Raw genomic sequence first — 14,928 nt, 5'->3', positions numbered from 1 at the left:
TTGGCATCACTTTAATATCCAGACTTAGTAAACCTCAGTTGGGCTTCCAGTTGGACCCATAAGAATTACTTGTTCACCTTCTTTAAAACATTTACATAAATTAGTGGAACCGCCAGTTTCAAGCACAATAGTGGAAATAATTCCTTTTTTTTTGTCTACTTCAGTGCCGGTTACGGCTATACCTTCCATAGCAAGGTTTGTATTATTGGCTTTTCTGCTATTGGTTTCAAAATTTTGCAACCTAAAGAATTGTCCAGGTTTAAAATTCTTTGCCGCAAGTGGTGCTTTGATCACTATTTCCACAACTTTGTCTGTTAAATATTGAACTTTTATAACCTTTGCAGTGAATTGCTCTTTGATTTTATTGAAAAATTCTTTGTTAGCCAGATCTTCAACGCTTGACCACGCATTTTTTTTCTGGATCTCAGTGTCAGCTACTTGGATGACATCTTTTTTGGTGAAAGTTACTCTTACATTACAACATTCATACAATTGTGCATATGACTCCGAGATTCTAGCTGGAGTGACAGAAACGAAGCTATTAACTCTATTCAAAAGCTGGGAAATAATAGGGTAGCCGTTCTTAGCACTTGCCATAGCTTTCACGACGCTGCCGCTATACGAAGGATGAAGATCACCAAAAAAGCTAATTGTTTTATTGCCTTGCTTATATACTAATATTCTGTCTTTATTCTGCATCTTAGGAGAAAATATTGGATCTATTTCTTTTCCTGATGAATTCAAATGAGTAAAATACCCATTGCTTAATTTAAAATGCTTTTTATCTTCTGTTGCAATAACTGTATTTGGCTCAGTACCTGCTGCTATAAAAATAGAACGTGCTTTCATGCATTTGATTTCGCCGGATTTTGTGTCTATTAGTTTTATTGATTCAGCATGATTATATTTATCCGTCACAACTTCAACTGGCTCTAAGTTTTCAATAAAGTAAATCCCTTCTGACAGTGCATTTTGCACCTCTTCGCTATTTAATCGATAACTTGGCGAATCTTTTAGCTCTTTTCTATATACAACTTTCACTCCCCCCAAACTCTGCATTAACTCTAATATTTTTATTTCTCTACTCTCTTTTTTTGCTAACTTTTGCTTTTCTCGGATCAATTGTGCGTGCGATATAAACTCATTCGCAATTTCGCGCTCTTCCTCTGTCCAATCTTTTTCAACATAGTCTTTTCCATATTTACCAACTAATACCTCGTAACGAAGAAGAAATTTTTCTACTTGAATTGGATAATACGCTAAAGCTTCAGTAGCAGTGTCAATTGCAGTAAGCCCAGCCCCTATTACAACTATCGGCATACGAACTTGCAGATTTGCTATAGAATCAAATTTAAGAGCGCCAGTCAGTTGTAACGACATAAGAAAGTCAGATGCCATACGCACTCCACGAGCTAGCATATTCTTTATTTTTATCATTCGAGGCTTACCTGAGCCAAGCGCCAAGGCGATGTGATCAAAACCTAGATTGAAGCTATCTTTCACGGTAATTGTGCCACCAAAACGAATGCCGCCATAAATTGCAAAATTTTCACGTCTTTCTAGTAATAACCTGATAATTTTTAAGTAATTTTTATCCCACCTAGAAGTAATGCCATATTCTGCCACTCCACCAAACCCACCTGCCGTGCGTTCACTCAATTTTTCGTGTTCAAAATCTTTAATTAGCTGGAAATTATCGATTAAAGGTTCAATCTTTAGTCCATCAATGGCGATAACGTTATGCCCATCATTCAACAAATGATGAGCTAAATTAAAACCAGCAGGACCAAGGCCTACAACTAGAACGTTTTTTCCGGTGTTTTCCCTTGGCAATGAACGCTGAAAATTTAAAGGATTCCAACGGCTGAGCAGAGAATATATTTCAAATCCGTACGGTAAACTAAGCACATCATCCAAAATCCTTGTTTCAATCATTGGCACATTCACGGGTTCTTGTTTCTGATATATGCACGAGTTCATGCAGTCATTGCATATTCTGTGCCCAGTAGCCGCACATAATGGGTTATCTATCATCACAATTGCAAGGCTTGCTATGCTGTAACCTTCGCTTTTCACCAGATTCATTTCTGATATTTTCTGTTCTAGTGGACAGCCATGCAGCTCAACTTTTAGTGGGGACTGTTTAAAAGTATTGTCGTTATTAATTAGCCCCTTTGAGCAGCTGTCCTTATTTTGCTTGTGACAGAATATGCAGTAGTGAGCGTTATCTAATGCTTTGTTCAAACTCACCTTTTTGCTTGTTAGATCAAAACCATATCGTCTTTTTACTTCATTTGAATACAGCACTTCAACTTTGTCTACTTCTTTTTTAGAAAATGGTATGAGATTTTCATGGTCAATTTTCCTATGGATACTAAAGAGTATACTCCGTTTATTTTTTACTCTCCACACTGCATATTGTGCCGCAAGTTCTATTTCTTCTTTGTGATTTTCTTTATCTTCAAACCAATGCATCACCTGCTCGGCAAAATTTTTTTCTGTTGTTGGCAAAGTGAGAAAATGACTTAGTTTGTTAGTAATATCTATATTCGCCACATTAATGTATTTCTTCAATGCGTAGCGTTGGACAAATAACCTTTTGCATTTATATATCACAGCAAAGTCATTGTGTTTTTTCTTTAGCTCTTCTATTTCTTTTTCAATGTTGAAAAGTTTTGCAATAAACTCGTCAAATAAATATGAGAGGTCTATTATTAACTGGCTATCACCAATCTGATTTTTCCTTGCTTCAATTAATGAACAAAACAAGCTTTCATCACATGATTTAATATAATTCAAAAATGTCTCATCCAATTTTATTAATCCACTGCGAGTATATAAATTTGAAAATGAGATATTAAGCTGCATTATATAGTATGCACACTGTCTTTTGTATATTACGTATTTTGTAGCATAGCTAAAATCGTTGCTTCTGCAACCTTTTCTTCACCAACACACGCAATACACTCAAATTTACATGCACTTAAACGTGCGTTTTTAACATTAGCTTGCAGAATCAGTGTGTCCCCTGGAGTGACTGGCTTTCTGAATTTTGCATTTTCAATAGACATAAAGTAAATAGCTTTGTTTTCTATTGTACCTTGACTTTCTTTACCAAGAACACATATAGCAGATGCTTGAGCTAGCGATTCAATTATCAAGACTCCTGGCATTATTGGATGACCATGGAAATGACCAATAAAAAATGGCTCATTAAAAGTCACATTTTTGATTGCTTTTATACTTTTACCAGGATCACACTCTATAACCCTATCTACTAAGAGAAACGGATAAGAATGTGGTAGTATTTTTATAATATCACTGATATTAAATTGCATAAGCCTACTCAATGCCTTTTAAAGCAAATTCAGGTATTTCCTTGTTTATATTGTTTAATACCATATCCGATAAATCAACTTCATCCATAGAGTATAAAACTTGTTTCTTTTTTGAAATAAATAGTACTAAATCTATGTTGTTTTTTTCTGCCGTTTTTTTAGCAACTTCTTTTATCTTGTTAAAAACACTCTCTACTGCATCTCTATAACTTTCTTCTAAATACAACATTTTTTCAGCGTAAGCATCTCTAGCATTTACAGTATGCTTATTAAACTGTTCTGTCTTTTCCTTTTTTGCTTCTTCTGACAAAAGTTCAAATTCTTCTTTTGATGGCTTAAGTTTTTCTAACTCACTTTCAAATTCTTGTTGTAATCTAGAATTCTGCTCCTTTATTTGTTGTTGTATGTTTCGCAGAGCAAGAGATTCATTGATAACTTTATCACTATCAATAATGGCAGCCTTTGTGTTCTGAGGTTGATATCCTGCAAACTTATACCCCACAAATAAGGAAATAATTAAGGCAATAACTGATATAAATAACTGTATATATTTCATTCAAATCCCCGCTTCAATAGAAAACTTAACATTTGGTGATGGTATTATATCATAAGATTCCTTTACTAAAGGAAACCCAAAATCTAATCTAAGTCTACCAAAAGGAGAAGGCATTGAAAAGCCAAAACCTGGTGACACTCTTATAAGCTTACTATCATTATATGGATCTTTATATTTCTCATTTTTATCATCTAAGCCAAAAAGTGTTGCATAGTCAACAAATAATGAGCCTTTGATACCAGCATAGTCATATAGTTTGGGTAGTGGAAAATCTACTTGCTGTGTTAAATTAAAATAAGTTTTGCCTCCCAATGAGCTTTTATTTTTGTCTTCTGCTCTTGGTCCAATGCCGGAAAGGTCAAACCCTCTAATCTCATTACCCCCTTTAAAAAAGTGCTGGCCAATGTTTAGATCTTCATCGGTATAAGAAAAAATATGACCTGCTGCCATCTTAAAGCGTAGTATTATGCTATCGTCAATTTTACTTAATATAGGATGCGTGTAAAAAGACAAGAACTCAGATTTTAGGAAGTTTACATTCCCTCCCAATCCTGAAATATCCTGACTTAAGCGCAGTAAATACCCTTCTTTTGGAGTATAGAGGTTATCCAGTTTATTATACGCTAATGTGTATCCTACTGATGAAATCTGATGTTCACCTTCTTGCCCCTTTATTATATCAGAGATGTCATTGTCTTTTCCATCCTTATTATCCATATGTATACGGTTATACTTGTAAGAGTAGCGAATGGAATTAGTTAAGTTTTCTATAACTTTGTATGATAATTTTGTTGAAAACCCCATGTCACAACTGTCGAAGCTAGTGTGTGGTTTATCTTGTTTTTCATAAAATACGCCCACACCTAGTGATGTATCAGAATCGTTAAAATTATTTTCAACAACCTCTACATTAGTAGAAAGTGAATATTGATTTTTCTCAAGAGCAAAAGAGAGCTCTTTACCACTACCAAATAAATTACGATCTGTGAAATCAGTTTTTACAAATGCTCCACCAGGAAAGGACATACCTCCTGCTAAAGATAATGAAGCAGTTCTTTTTTCTTTAACATTTAAGTCAAGATTTACTGCATTGTCATTAACTGCGTAACTATTTACTTTCACTGTTTCAAAAAAATCACTACTAATTAGTTTTTTACGTGATTTTTGAATCTCAGATATATTGTATGCATCACCTTCTGCAACACTTAGCTTACTTCTGATCACTTTATCTAAAGTGCGATCGTTACCATCAATTGTAATTTGATTTATATAAATCTTTTTACCCGGCAGCACTCTGTAGGTCACATCTACAACATTGTCACGTTGTGCATACTCTGGATTAACTTTTGCAAATATATATCCTTTCTCATTTAAATACTTGTTTATTTTTTCTACTGTATTATTAATTTTAACTCTATTAAATATCTTATCGTTTTCCTCTGTTATAAAGTCCAATATTTCTTCTTTTAGGCTTAAATCCTGAATTTCAGTTTCAATATTAACCTCATTATTTCCAAACAAATATTGCTGTCCTTCGTCAATCAAAAAAGTCAATTCTATCTGATTGTTATTATCAATCTCAACAATCGGTTGAATATTATTTTGAATATATCCCTTAGACGAATAAAAACGATCGAGCAATTCTGTGTTAATCAATAAATATTGTGGTGAATAACGAGTTCCGCCCTTAAACATGGCTCTAAATAACTTACTAAATATGTCATTACTATGCACTTTAATAGCTTGCTCTAGCTCGTTTTCAGAAAAGTTTTTGTTACCTATAAATCTTATATCCTTAATTTTAGAGGTTTTACCTTCTTTTATTTTAAAAATTAGATTGACCCTATTACTATCAAGCTTATTCAGCTCATATGCAACGTTAACACCAACCTTACCGTTATTTCTATAAGTAGTGATTAAATTCATTAAATCGTTTTGCAATTTTGTTTCAGTGAAAATAGTTAGCGATTTTGATTGAATTACATTATTTAGCAGCTCTTTGCTGTTAAATAATTTATTACCCTTTAATATTATCTTGTTAATTAGTGGATTTTCTTGAATTTTTACTACTAAATTTTTTTTATCATCGATATAAGCGTTAACACTAGCAAACAACTTTGTTTTATATAAACCTTTTATAATCGAATCTATATCATCGTCGTCTACATAGCTACCAGGTTCTAACTTTATATAAAACCCTATTGTTTGATTGCTTACTCGCTCATTGCCAATGCATTTGATATCTTTTATCTGTACTTTTTCCTTATTTTCTAAAGCAACAAGTAGAGCGGGAAAGGAGATAAAAATTACTATTAGTATGTAAAATAGCTTTTTCATATTTATTTTAAAAAAGACTCCTAATATCATTCGAAATTGCAATTGCCATCAGCAAGAACAAAATGAAAGCACCAAAGGTAGCCTCATATTTTTGATATTTCAAACTTAAATCTCTACGTATAACTGCTTCTATAATATAACGAAATAAATGCCCACCATCCAGTAGCGGAATTGGTAGCAAGTTAATCGCAGCTAAATTAGCTGAAATAATTGCCATGAGATACACAACCATAATAAATCCTTTTTTGGCTGATTGCCCTGAATATTTTGCAATTTTTATTGGTCCACCTATTTCACTTGCACTTCTCTTACCAACGATAATTTGAAAGATAGCTTTGATCGTTAAGCACATAGTGTGGTAAGTTTCACTTACTGATAAGCTCACAGCCCCAAGAAAAGATGACTGCTTTAATGTATTGACTGAAATAATCCCTATAGTTTCTCTTTCTATTATGTTGCCAAAAACATCTCTACTCTCAATTGTCAATGGAGTCAGGCTAGTTCTACGCTCCTCATTATTTCTGCTATATTTAATTTCCATTCTCGTCTTGGGGTGCGACATTATCACACGTGAAATATCTTCAAAGTATTTTATTTTATGTTCATTGATTTGTGTAATAGTGTCACCTGGTAATAGGCCAGCTTGTTTGGCTGCACTTCCTTCAATTACATCCCTAATCACCGGTGGAGTGCGGTAATAACCTGCCGTGCTAAAAAATATTGTAAAAGCTATAACAGCAAGTATCATATTTGCAAAAGGTCCTGCAAAAACCACTGCTGCTTTTTTATACCGCGGTTTTGTATGAAATGAATACAACTTTTCTTCTTCAGTTAATTCTTTTTGATCAGCTGGGACACTCGCTGCATTAGTATCCCCTAACATTTTAACATAACCACCCAATGGAACAGCGCTTAGTTTCCATCTAGTTCCAGACTTATCGTTAAAACCAAAAATTTCAGGACCAAAACCTATAGAAAAAGATTCAACTTTAACTTTGCATGCTTTGGCAACAACATAATGCCCATATTCATGCACAAACACTATAACAGAAATGATTAAGGCAAATGACAAAAAACAATATATTCCATCGCTAAATTGATGAATAAGATTAGAAATTAATTCCACCTGTATATTTAGATCTTAAACAAATGTTAAGTATATTAAAACGCGCCTCGCTTGACAAGTATTTAGTTTAACTTTTAAATTAAAAAAAAGTTTAATTGTAATGACAGATACCTCACTACTCAGAAGAAAATTGATGTATAGAAGCTGGCATAGGGGTTGCAAAGAAACCGATATACTTTTAGGGCATTTCGCATTGAAATATCTTGATAAATTTTCCTTGAGCGAACTAATCGAATACGAAAAAATAGTTGATCTTGATGATTACGAATTATATTGTTACATAACTCGTAAGACAAACCTCCCTCCTGGCTTAAATAGTCAGATAGTCAATTTAATTGCTTGCTTTATTGAAGCTAATCCTTTATGCACTCAAGATTAGTGATAATCTTATTTACCTTATCTAGTACCTCAATATATTCTATTCTTTTCTCGTTTCTATACTTTTCGCGCTCTTGATTTGCTTCATCCAACCGCTTTGTTAATTCTAAAATTTTATCCTCAAGAATTAGCGCTGCAAGTAAGAAATTTAATGCATCCGAACCCTTACCTCCAGTTTTTTGAGATACAGAACCAACTAGCTTGTCAAAACTATTAGCAAGACGTAATAAATGGCTCTTTTTCCCACTTTCGCAAGATATTTTGTATGTGTTATTACGTATAACTATTTCTACTACTTGCATATGGTGCTAAAAATTTCTATCGTACAGTATAAACTCAAACCCCTACTTTCATCTTATTTATGGTATAAATTTTTATTCATTTATCAAATCAGATAATTTTTTACTGCTACGAAAATATGTTTTAAAGTATTGATTCTTTGTAAACTTCTGTAACATTAAATGGCTTGTTTCTTTCAAGTTATAACTTCTAACTGAAAAAGAACCAAACCCCCTAATTTCAACTCTATTATGATGCTTCAATGTGCTTGAAAGTATCCCAAAAAATCTATCAACTATAGCTGCTATAACAATCTTATCTAAAAAAGGATGTCTTTTTGCTACCCTCGCTATTATATCAGACTTTGTTGCCATTTATATGAAGCCAAAATAAGTAAACCTTATCACTTAGCAGATAATACTATGTTATATTCTTCAACACCCAATACTTCAACTTCTATTTTTTCTGATATAGAGAACTTTTTATTTTCCGGTAAATGCTCTTGATCTATTAGAAGGGTTACATCGTTCTCAACTTCAACGACCAGTCCATTATCTTCTCTCTTACCTACAATAACCTGTATTTTATCGCCTACCTTAACTTTCTTTATCAGTTCTTCAAGAGGATCATACTCTATTTGTTTTATTCCAAGATAAATTCTTGCCCGATTCACGTTAGCCCTTATTACTTTTGCTTCTATTTTATCACCTACATTATACTTCTTTATCTCATCTGAGCTATTTTTAGACCAACTTAAATCTTTCACATATATTGTCCCTTCTACGTTCTCATCTATTTCAGAATCATTGAAAGCAACAGATACATATGAGCCGGTATTATTCTTCACTTCACCAGAAACAATAGAACCAGGAGGATATTTCTTGATAAATACTTGCCAAGGGTTGTCTACACACCTTTTCATGCTTAAACTCATCCTACTCTTAGCAATGTCAATACTGAGAATTTTTACATATACTTCTTGTCCCCTTGTTACAAGACTACTAACTGGTAAATTACTCTTAACCCAAGTTATTTCTGACGAGTGCACTAAACCTTCAATTCCAGGTCTAAGCTCAACAAACAATCCATAATCTTCTATGCTTGTTACATAACCCTTATGCACACTATCAACTGGATATTTTGACTCTGCATCTTGCCAAGGGCTATCTTCTAGCTGCTTCACACCCAAGGAAATTTTAGCATTTTCCTTATCTATTTTTATAATTTTAACTTTTATAGTCTGGCCACAAGCAAAAACTGCAGATGGATGACTCACTCTACTCCAAGAGATATCTGTAATATGTAGCAATCCATCTATAACTCCCACTACATCTGATTCATGAATACCGACAAATACACCGTAATGAGTGATGCTTTTTATTTTTCCTTCTATTATATCGCCTTCATTTAAAGATTCTAAAAATTTAATTTTTTCACCAGCGTGCAATTTTTCTAACACCAGCTTTCTTGATACTACAATATTACCTTGCTTCTTATCCATTTTAAGCACGATGAACTTTTGTTCAGTTTCAATAAGGTGCTTCGCGTCTTTTACTTGCTTCAAATCCACATGACTCAGCGGTAAAAAAGCGCTTATTCCGTCACCAAGATCAACAATAAAACCACATTTAATTGAGAGTTTAATAACTCCGCTTACTTCAGCTCTTGTAACTGTATCTTCTTCCAACTTATTCCATTTCTCGTCTCTAATTGCTTTTTCACGGCTAAGAACAACATTACCATGATAATCTTCAATTCTTTCCACATAAACTCTAATTTTCGAGCCAATAATGATCTCATCATTACAACCGAGTTCCTTGATCAGAATTCTCCCGTCAGACTTTAAACCAATATCAACCACAACGTCGTTAGGGTTTATTCTTGTAATTACACCTTCTACCACATCTCCTTCTTTAATTTTGTTAACAAAAGAATCTTCAAACAAGGCATTATCTTGATCCTCAAATTGGCCTTGACATATCTCTTCTATAAACTTGTTTGATGATAGCTTTCTGATAGTAACCGGTAGATTTACAACTGGATCATTATTATTCATGCAATGTGACCTTTAATTTAAACTTTATTAGAACTCATATATTATATAATATTAATAATTATTGACAAGTAATTTTTCGTTAATTCATTTCGAGAATTGTTTAAGCTATATAAAATATAGTGAGAAAATTATATATGTATCAAGAATATGCTATTTAAGAATAGCAAGTGGATTAGATCGTTCTCCAGAAGGTCCAGGTTAAAACCGGATGTTGATGAAATATTGGAAAAATATTCTATTCAAAACAGCAAGGAATCTATAGAGAAGATTGTAAATTCACGAAAAAGAATATGGGTAGAAATAGGCTTTGGCAACGGTGAAAATATGCTTTACCAGGTGCTCAATGAACCTGATCTATTATTTATAGGATGTGAGCCCTACTTAAAGGGGGTTTCTCGCTTGCTAACAAACATAGAAATACAAAACATAAAAAACATTTTAATATGGACAGAAGATGCAAGAGAATTGATTGCAAATTTTCCTGACAACAGTGTTGAAAGATTCTTTATTCTCTTTCCAGATCCATGGCCAAAAAGAAGTCACAATAAAAGACGATTAATTAATACGGAATTTTTAAATTTATTAGCAAAAAAAATACTTATAACAGGGGAAATATTCATTGCAACCGATCATCAGGACTATGCAGAGTGGATAGCATCACATATAAAGCAGTGTAACTCTTTAATCTATAGGGAAGACGATTTCACAAGTTATACTCTTACAAAATACCACAAAAGAGCGCTCAAAGATCAGCGTAAAGTAAGGTTCTTTAAAGTAAGTGTTATTAATAATTTGCAGACTATGGATCAATAGAGTTTTTGCATATCTCTTTTACGTTAACTATAGATTAAAAATAATAAAAAAAGAGGGAGAAATAGAGTAAATTCCTTTAACTACTTCTCCTTATGAAGGAATAGACTTCTTGCATAACCCAAACTAATACCAATTCTCATTGTTGACCAGTCAAATAGGAGACATTGGTATGACTACTTGGATCCAGCCTTTCCATCCAAGACGGCAGTGCCCTGACTACTTGAATCCAGAAAAAAGAATGGTGTCATGAAAGTAGCTGACACTGGCTTCCATCCAAGAGGGTGTCATCCAAGTAGCCCTTTGTTGTCATCCGAGTAGCCCCTTTCTCGTCATGCCGCCGCGAACCGTCATACCGTCACGGTATCTCTTAGCCGCTAACAAGCAGCGGGATGACGAGTTACTATACCGCCGCGGTATCTCTTAGCCGCTAATAAGCAGCGGGATGACGAGCTTATCGTTATGCCGCCGCGAACCGTCATACCGTCACGGTATCTCTTAGCATAGATCCCGCTAACACGTAGCGGGATGACGAGCTTATCGTCATGCCGCCACGAACCGTCATACCGCGATTCATTCGCGGTATCTCGGCATAGATTCCGCTAACACGTAGCGGTATGACGGTTGTCGTTTAACTATAAATATTAAGAAATTTACCAAACAAAAAAAAGGCAAAAGAAGCCCTAGTCATTGTCTACTTTCAGTATTGGCGTTTTTTAAGTCTTAAACACTGCAATTTAGCTGCTTTTAAATGCAACTCACCTTTGTTTAAATGTTTAAGAAATTTACTAAGCAGAAAAAAAGGCAAAAGAAACCCCGTGTTAGCTAGTTGTCACTCTCTAATCCTGCAAATTGGCGTACTATACTGTCTTAAACGACTTATAAGCGCGTTTCAGCTTATATAGGTAAAAACCCAGAAATGTTGTGAAGACATAAGGTGCACATAGTGCAAAAAATTAAAAATAAGACGCCAACTACGTTGTTTTCTTGCTGTTTAATCTGCACAGATGAAGATAACTGAATACCTTCACTATCATAATAAGGGGGCTGGCGAAGGGTGTCAAGTAAGTTTTTTCGTTTCTATTCCCAATAAAAGTTCGTTATATGGTTATGCAAGAAGTCTAATAGCAGATTTTTAAGTTTCTCTTTAACTCTTTAACCAGCGGGCTCCCATGAGGAGAGGAGAGTAAAGATCTTTTTTCATAGATATCTTAACACTTTTTTCTTCTTTTGTAGTTGGCGGACGAGTAAGAAAGTGAACCTTTGGTGCACCACTAATTATTGCCATTGGTGTTTGCTCTGCCCCTTCTCCCATAACTAAAACAGCAGATGTTGCCAGTGCATCAAGAAGATTGACTTGTGTTACTTGCAGTGATTGATTATAAAGATCTGGCTTGCCTATATAGGAATAAAGTGGTTCAAATCCACACCAACCAAGAGCAACGCCCGTAATCCCACGACGCATAGGTGTTACATTACTATCTGTAATCAAAATACCAAGATGTTTTATGCAGTGTTTTGTCTTGAGATAATTCCATATTGACAGAGCTGTTTTCTGAACATCTTTTGGATATAGAATATATACCTCATTACCATTTGATTCATCAATACCAGCAGATGGAATTAAGATATTATCTTTAATCGTTAAACAGATACTGTGAGCCACATCAACAACTGCATCAGCTTCCCTTTTGATTAGCTCTTCTTTAGAACAAGCAGTTTTGCAAACCACTTGTTTTTGACAAATGGAAATGCTTTTTGATGTGATAGCAAGAACAACTTCCTCTTTTAACAAATTTGAAACATAGCGATCAAGAACTGCTTCTAATAACTCGCCGCATTCAATACGATGGGTGTAAATTGCTTCAACATGCATATTAACGTGTTAGCCTGCATATAGTATAATCTTTTGTTTGAGCAAGAGCGGTTTTATACCATCCATCAAGAAGTGTTAAGTTGAAATATACATCACCTTTATAAAGTCTGTGAATTTCTGTTATGATAAACTCTGAGATTAGATCATACTCCAAAAAAAGGTGCGCTATTTGTGCTCCACCAATCATAAAGACTTTAGAACTACTTTGGATTGACAAAAACTCTTGCATAGAAGAAATAATAGTGCACTTTATACCTCTATTAAAACAAGAACTTAACTTGTTACGAGAAAAAACAACAGGGATACGATCCTTCAATATGTTTTGGGGTACTATTTCAAATGTTTTTCTTCCCATAACAATAACTTGTTTGTCAGTCACCTGACGAAAATGATCTAACTCACTTGGATAATGCCAGGGCAATCCATTATTTATTCCAATTACCCCCTTGGGATCAACAGCCATAATTCCGATAACTATCATCCCTGTAAAGCAGCTTGAGCTGCAAAAAATCGCATGTGATCACGCACATTATGCACTCGAAGGAAATCAACCTTGTTGTGCAATGCAGATGATAAAGCAATTGTTTCTAAATCTCGGTTAAAGACAGGTTCTGTAGAAAAAGAAGAAATAAATGACTTTCTAGAATGGCCAACCAGAACTTTGCAGCCAAAATTTTGTAACGTTTCTATACTGCGTAAAATCTGGATATTCTGGTACATAGATTTGCCAAAACCAATACCAGGATCAATAATGATCGAGCTTTGATCAAAACCTAGAGCTAGTAATCTATTAATGTTCCTTTCTGCCCAATTATTTATGTTATCAATTGGATCAATGTCACTTGGGATAATGTTGTCTCTATGTGGTGGTATGGAAAGTGAGTGCATAATAACGATGCCACATCCACTGCTAGCAATTGCTTTTAAGGTATTATCATCTAGATCTCCCTTCTGATCGTTTACCCAGGCAATGTTGTAGTGCTCCAAAACGTTCAAAATAACATCTGGCCAGAAACTATCAATGCTGACTTTAATATCGCCAGCTTTCATATAATCGCTAAGATTATCAAGTACTGGCTTTAGACGTGCATACTCTTCCTCTGGGATCTGCATTAAAGATCCAGGTCTTGTTGATTGAGCACCAAGTTCAACTATGCTTGCACCATCTGATAACAGCCGCAGTGCCTGCTTGGTTGCTTGATCTGAATCATAATAAAGACCACCATCTGAAAATGAATCAGGAGTAATATTGACAATACCTACAAGCTCTGGCGAAAGCGTAAAACTCCTTAAAAAGCAATCCTTAATGTTAGGGTTAACAGTACCAAACGTTTTGTTAACTACTGCCATGGGGCTCAGCATTGCCATCAAGTGAAGCAAAAATGGTCTGTTTATCAATTCTGGGTGAGGAATTCTAAGGTAGGGTGTATCGAGCGTTAGATCATCCCATAACAAAATATCCAAATCAATAACGCGAGGTGCCCACTTTTCATAGACCTGCGAACGGCCAATATCACACTCAATTTGTTTTAGACCTTTTAATAGCTCTTCGGGAGAAGAAGAACAACTTCCATAGACAATCATGTTGAGAAATGGCTTATCCCACTCAGGTGGAGCACCGTTTGGTAAAATGGCCTTAGTTTCTAGAATGATCGAAGACTTTAAATCTTTAAAATAGCGTTCCTTTAGTAACTGAGCAGCCCTTTGTAAATGGGAAAAGCGATTTCCTATATTTGAGCCAATAGAAATATAGATCATTAGTTATCTTCCTGTTCTTGTAATGTATTACAATAAGTAAAGAGAACACCTCCATGCACACCGGGAACGGGTGGTGCAACTTTGTGAGTAGTCACTCTTATGGAAGAAATAATATGTTTTTTTTGCACCAAAAGATTATTAATGGCTCTGTATATATCATGGGTTAAGTGCTCGATTAAATTGAATTGCTTGCTTTGAACGAGAGATTGAATACTCTGAACTACCTCCAAGTAGCATATAGTATCCTCAAGCCGGTCAGTTGTAAGTCCTAAAGGGGGGGATTTAAAGGTAAAATCAATATTAACACTAACTAATTGAGAATGAAACTTCTCTTCTGCACTACATCCTAAATGAACCCAAAGCCGCAGGTCAGATATAAGAAGATTACATTGCATTTTAATATCACTGAGTTTA

General features: G+C 34.5%; 14 protein-coding genes. 2 read left to right on the top strand and 12 right to left on the bottom strand.

Annotated features, from left to right (window positions below; translation table 11 throughout):
• Nucleotides 1-24 precede the first annotated feature (24 nt).
• From ABWU38_RS00550 to rseP, 5 genes are read right to left on the bottom strand one after another with little or no spacing between them, the layout of a single operon-like run.
• Entirely contained in the window at nucleotides 25-2,868 is a 2,844-nt protein-coding gene (locus ABWU38_RS00550; protein ID WP_265017471.1) for an FAD-dependent oxidoreductase, read from the bottom strand.
• 29 nt (nucleotides 2,869-2,897) lie between these two features.
• Nucleotides 2,898-3,338, bottom strand: a complete 441-nt coding sequence (gene fabZ, locus ABWU38_RS00545) for a 3-hydroxyacyl-ACP dehydratase FabZ (protein ID WP_353272294.1) — start codon at nucleotides 3,336-3,338, stop codon at nucleotides 2,898-2,900.
• Between the two features lie 4 nt (nucleotides 3,339-3,342).
• Nucleotides 3,343-3,894, bottom strand: a complete 552-nt coding sequence (locus ABWU38_RS00540; RefSeq protein ID WP_253309600.1) for an OmpH family outer membrane protein — start codon at nucleotides 3,892-3,894, stop codon at nucleotides 3,343-3,345.
• On the bottom strand, nucleotides 3,895-6,231 hold the full coding sequence (gene bamA, locus ABWU38_RS00535; RefSeq protein WP_253309599.1) for an outer membrane protein assembly factor BamA: 2,337 nt from the start codon (nucleotides 6,229-6,231) through the stop codon (nucleotides 3,895-3,897). It lies immediately after the preceding gene.
• Between the two features lie 7 nt (nucleotides 6,232-6,238).
• Nucleotides 6,239-7,357: an RIP metalloprotease RseP gene (gene rseP, locus ABWU38_RS00530; protein WP_253309598.1), complete on the bottom strand. Its 1,119-nt coding sequence runs from the start codon at nucleotides 7,355-7,357 to the stop codon at nucleotides 6,239-6,241.
• A 100-nt stretch (nucleotides 7,358-7,457) separates the two neighbouring features.
• Here rseP and ABWU38_RS00525 point away from each other — a divergent pair, with 100 nt between their 5' ends.
• A complete protein-coding gene (locus tag ABWU38_RS00525) occupies nucleotides 7,458-7,736 on the top strand; it encodes a succinate dehydrogenase assembly factor 2 (protein ID WP_182158663.1) in 279 nt (92 codons plus the stop codon).
• Here ABWU38_RS00525 and ABWU38_RS00520 read toward each other — a convergent pair.
• The 3 genes from ABWU38_RS00520 to ABWU38_RS00510 all read right to left on the bottom strand — a co-directional run bounded on the left by ABWU38_RS00520 (nucleotide 7,711) and on the right by ABWU38_RS00510 (nucleotide 10,070).
• Nucleotides 7,711-8,037 (bottom strand): cell division protein ZapA, encoded by a 327-nt coding sequence (locus ABWU38_RS00520; protein WP_182183710.1) that lies wholly within the window; start codon nucleotides 8,035-8,037, stop codon nucleotides 7,711-7,713. The genes ABWU38_RS00525 and ABWU38_RS00520 overlap by 26 nt on opposite strands.
• Nucleotides 8,038-8,109: 72 nt before the next feature.
• Nucleotides 8,110-8,388: an HU family DNA-binding protein gene (locus tag ABWU38_RS00515; protein ID WP_010963035.1), complete on the bottom strand. Its 279-nt coding sequence runs from the start codon at nucleotides 8,386-8,388 to the stop codon at nucleotides 8,110-8,112.
• 29 nt (nucleotides 8,389-8,417) lie between these two features.
• The gene (locus ABWU38_RS00510; protein ID WP_353272293.1) at nucleotides 8,418-10,070 is read right to left on the bottom strand and encodes a 30S ribosomal protein S1; all 1,653 of its coding nucleotides are present in this window, start codon (nucleotides 10,068-10,070) and stop codon (nucleotides 8,418-8,420) included.
• Between the two features lie 147 nt (nucleotides 10,071-10,217).
• Between ABWU38_RS00510 and trmB the strand changes: the two genes are divergently transcribed.
• Entirely contained in the window at nucleotides 10,218-10,883 is a 666-nt protein-coding gene (gene trmB, locus ABWU38_RS00505) for a tRNA (guanosine(46)-N7)-methyltransferase TrmB (protein WP_253309594.1), read from the top strand.
• A 1,144-nt stretch (nucleotides 10,884-12,027) separates the two neighbouring features.
• Here trmB and ABWU38_RS00500 read toward each other — a convergent pair.
• Genes ABWU38_RS00500 through ABWU38_RS00485 form a run of 4 tightly spaced genes read right to left on the bottom strand, consistent with a single transcriptional unit; the run spans nucleotide 12,028 to nucleotide 14,909 of the window.
• Nucleotides 12,028-12,756 (bottom strand): putative folate metabolism gamma-glutamate ligase, encoded by a 729-nt coding sequence (locus ABWU38_RS00500; RefSeq protein ID WP_353272292.1) that lies wholly within the window; start codon nucleotides 12,754-12,756, stop codon nucleotides 12,028-12,030.
• Nucleotide 12,757: 1 nt separating this feature from the next.
• Nucleotides 12,758-13,237: a dihydrofolate reductase gene (locus tag ABWU38_RS00495; RefSeq protein ID WP_264687902.1), complete on the bottom strand. Its 480-nt coding sequence runs from the start codon at nucleotides 13,235-13,237 to the stop codon at nucleotides 12,758-12,760.
• Nucleotides 13,234-14,514: a dihydropteroate synthase gene (gene folP, locus ABWU38_RS00490; protein ID WP_253309582.1), complete on the bottom strand. Its 1,281-nt coding sequence runs from the start codon at nucleotides 14,512-14,514 to the stop codon at nucleotides 13,234-13,236. Before folP ends, ABWU38_RS00495 begins: the two co-directional genes overlap by 4 nt.
• Nucleotides 14,514-14,909, bottom strand: coding sequence for a dihydroneopterin aldolase (locus ABWU38_RS00485; RefSeq protein WP_253309583.1), 396 nt, complete (start codon nucleotides 14,907-14,909; stop codon nucleotides 14,514-14,516). Before ABWU38_RS00485 ends, folP begins: the two co-directional genes overlap by 1 nt.
• Nucleotides 14,910-14,928: the final 19 nt, after the last annotated feature.

Origin of the sequence: Wolbachia endosymbiont (group A) of Urophora cardui, assembly GCF_964028435.1 — a bacterium.
In the GTDB taxonomy this organism is placed as follows: Bacteria; Pseudomonadota; Alphaproteobacteria; order Rickettsiales; family Anaplasmataceae; genus Wolbachia.
This window is presented reverse-complemented; position numbering and strand designations above follow the sequence as displayed.

What these genes read in the sequence shown, in the direction of transcription:
- ABWU38_RS00550 (WP_265017471.1), bottom strand. Translation starts at nt 2,868, where the DNA reads ATGCAGCTTAATATCTCATTTTCAAATTTATATACTCGCAGTGGATTA.
- fabZ (WP_353272294.1), bottom strand. Translation starts at nt 3,338, where the DNA reads ATGCAATTTAATATCAGTGATATTATAAAAATACTACCACATTCTTAT.
- ABWU38_RS00540 (WP_253309600.1), bottom strand. Translation starts at nt 3,894, where the DNA reads ATGAAATATATACAGTTATTTATATCAGTTATTGCCTTAATTATTTCC.
- bamA (WP_253309599.1), bottom strand. Translation starts at nt 6,231, where the DNA reads ATGAAAAAGCTATTTTACATACTAATAGTAATTTTTATCTCCTTTCCC.
- ABWU38_RS00525 (WP_182158663.1), top strand. Translation starts at nt 7,458, where the DNA reads ATGACAGATACCTCACTACTCAGAAGAAAATTGATGTATAGAAGCTGG.
- ABWU38_RS00520 (WP_182183710.1), bottom strand. Translation starts at nt 8,037, where the DNA reads ATGCAAGTAGTAGAAATAGTTATACGTAATAACACATACAAAATATCT.
- ABWU38_RS00515 (WP_010963035.1), bottom strand. Translation starts at nt 8,388, where the DNA reads ATGGCAACAAAGTCTGATATAATAGCGAGGGTAGCAAAAAGACATCCT.
- ABWU38_RS00510 (WP_353272293.1), bottom strand. Translation starts at nt 10,070, where the DNA reads ATGAATAATAATGATCCAGTTGTAAATCTACCGGTTACTATCAGAAAG.
- trmB (WP_253309594.1), top strand. Translation starts at nt 10,218, where the DNA reads ATGCTATTTAAGAATAGCAAGTGGATTAGATCGTTCTCCAGAAGGTCC.
- ABWU38_RS00500 (WP_353272292.1), bottom strand. Translation starts at nt 12,756, where the DNA reads ATGCATGTTGAAGCAATTTACACCCATCGTATTGAATGCGGCGAGTTA.
- ABWU38_RS00495 (WP_264687902.1), bottom strand. Translation starts at nt 13,237, where the DNA reads ATGATAGTTATCGGAATTATGGCTGTTGATCCCAAGGGGGTAATTGGA.
- folP (WP_253309582.1), bottom strand. Translation starts at nt 14,514, where the DNA reads ATGATCTATATTTCTATTGGCTCAAATATAGGAAATCGCTTTTCCCAT.
- ABWU38_RS00485 (WP_253309583.1), bottom strand. Translation starts at nt 14,909, where the DNA reads ATGCAATGTAATCTTCTTATATCTGACCTGCGGCTTTGGGTTCATTTA.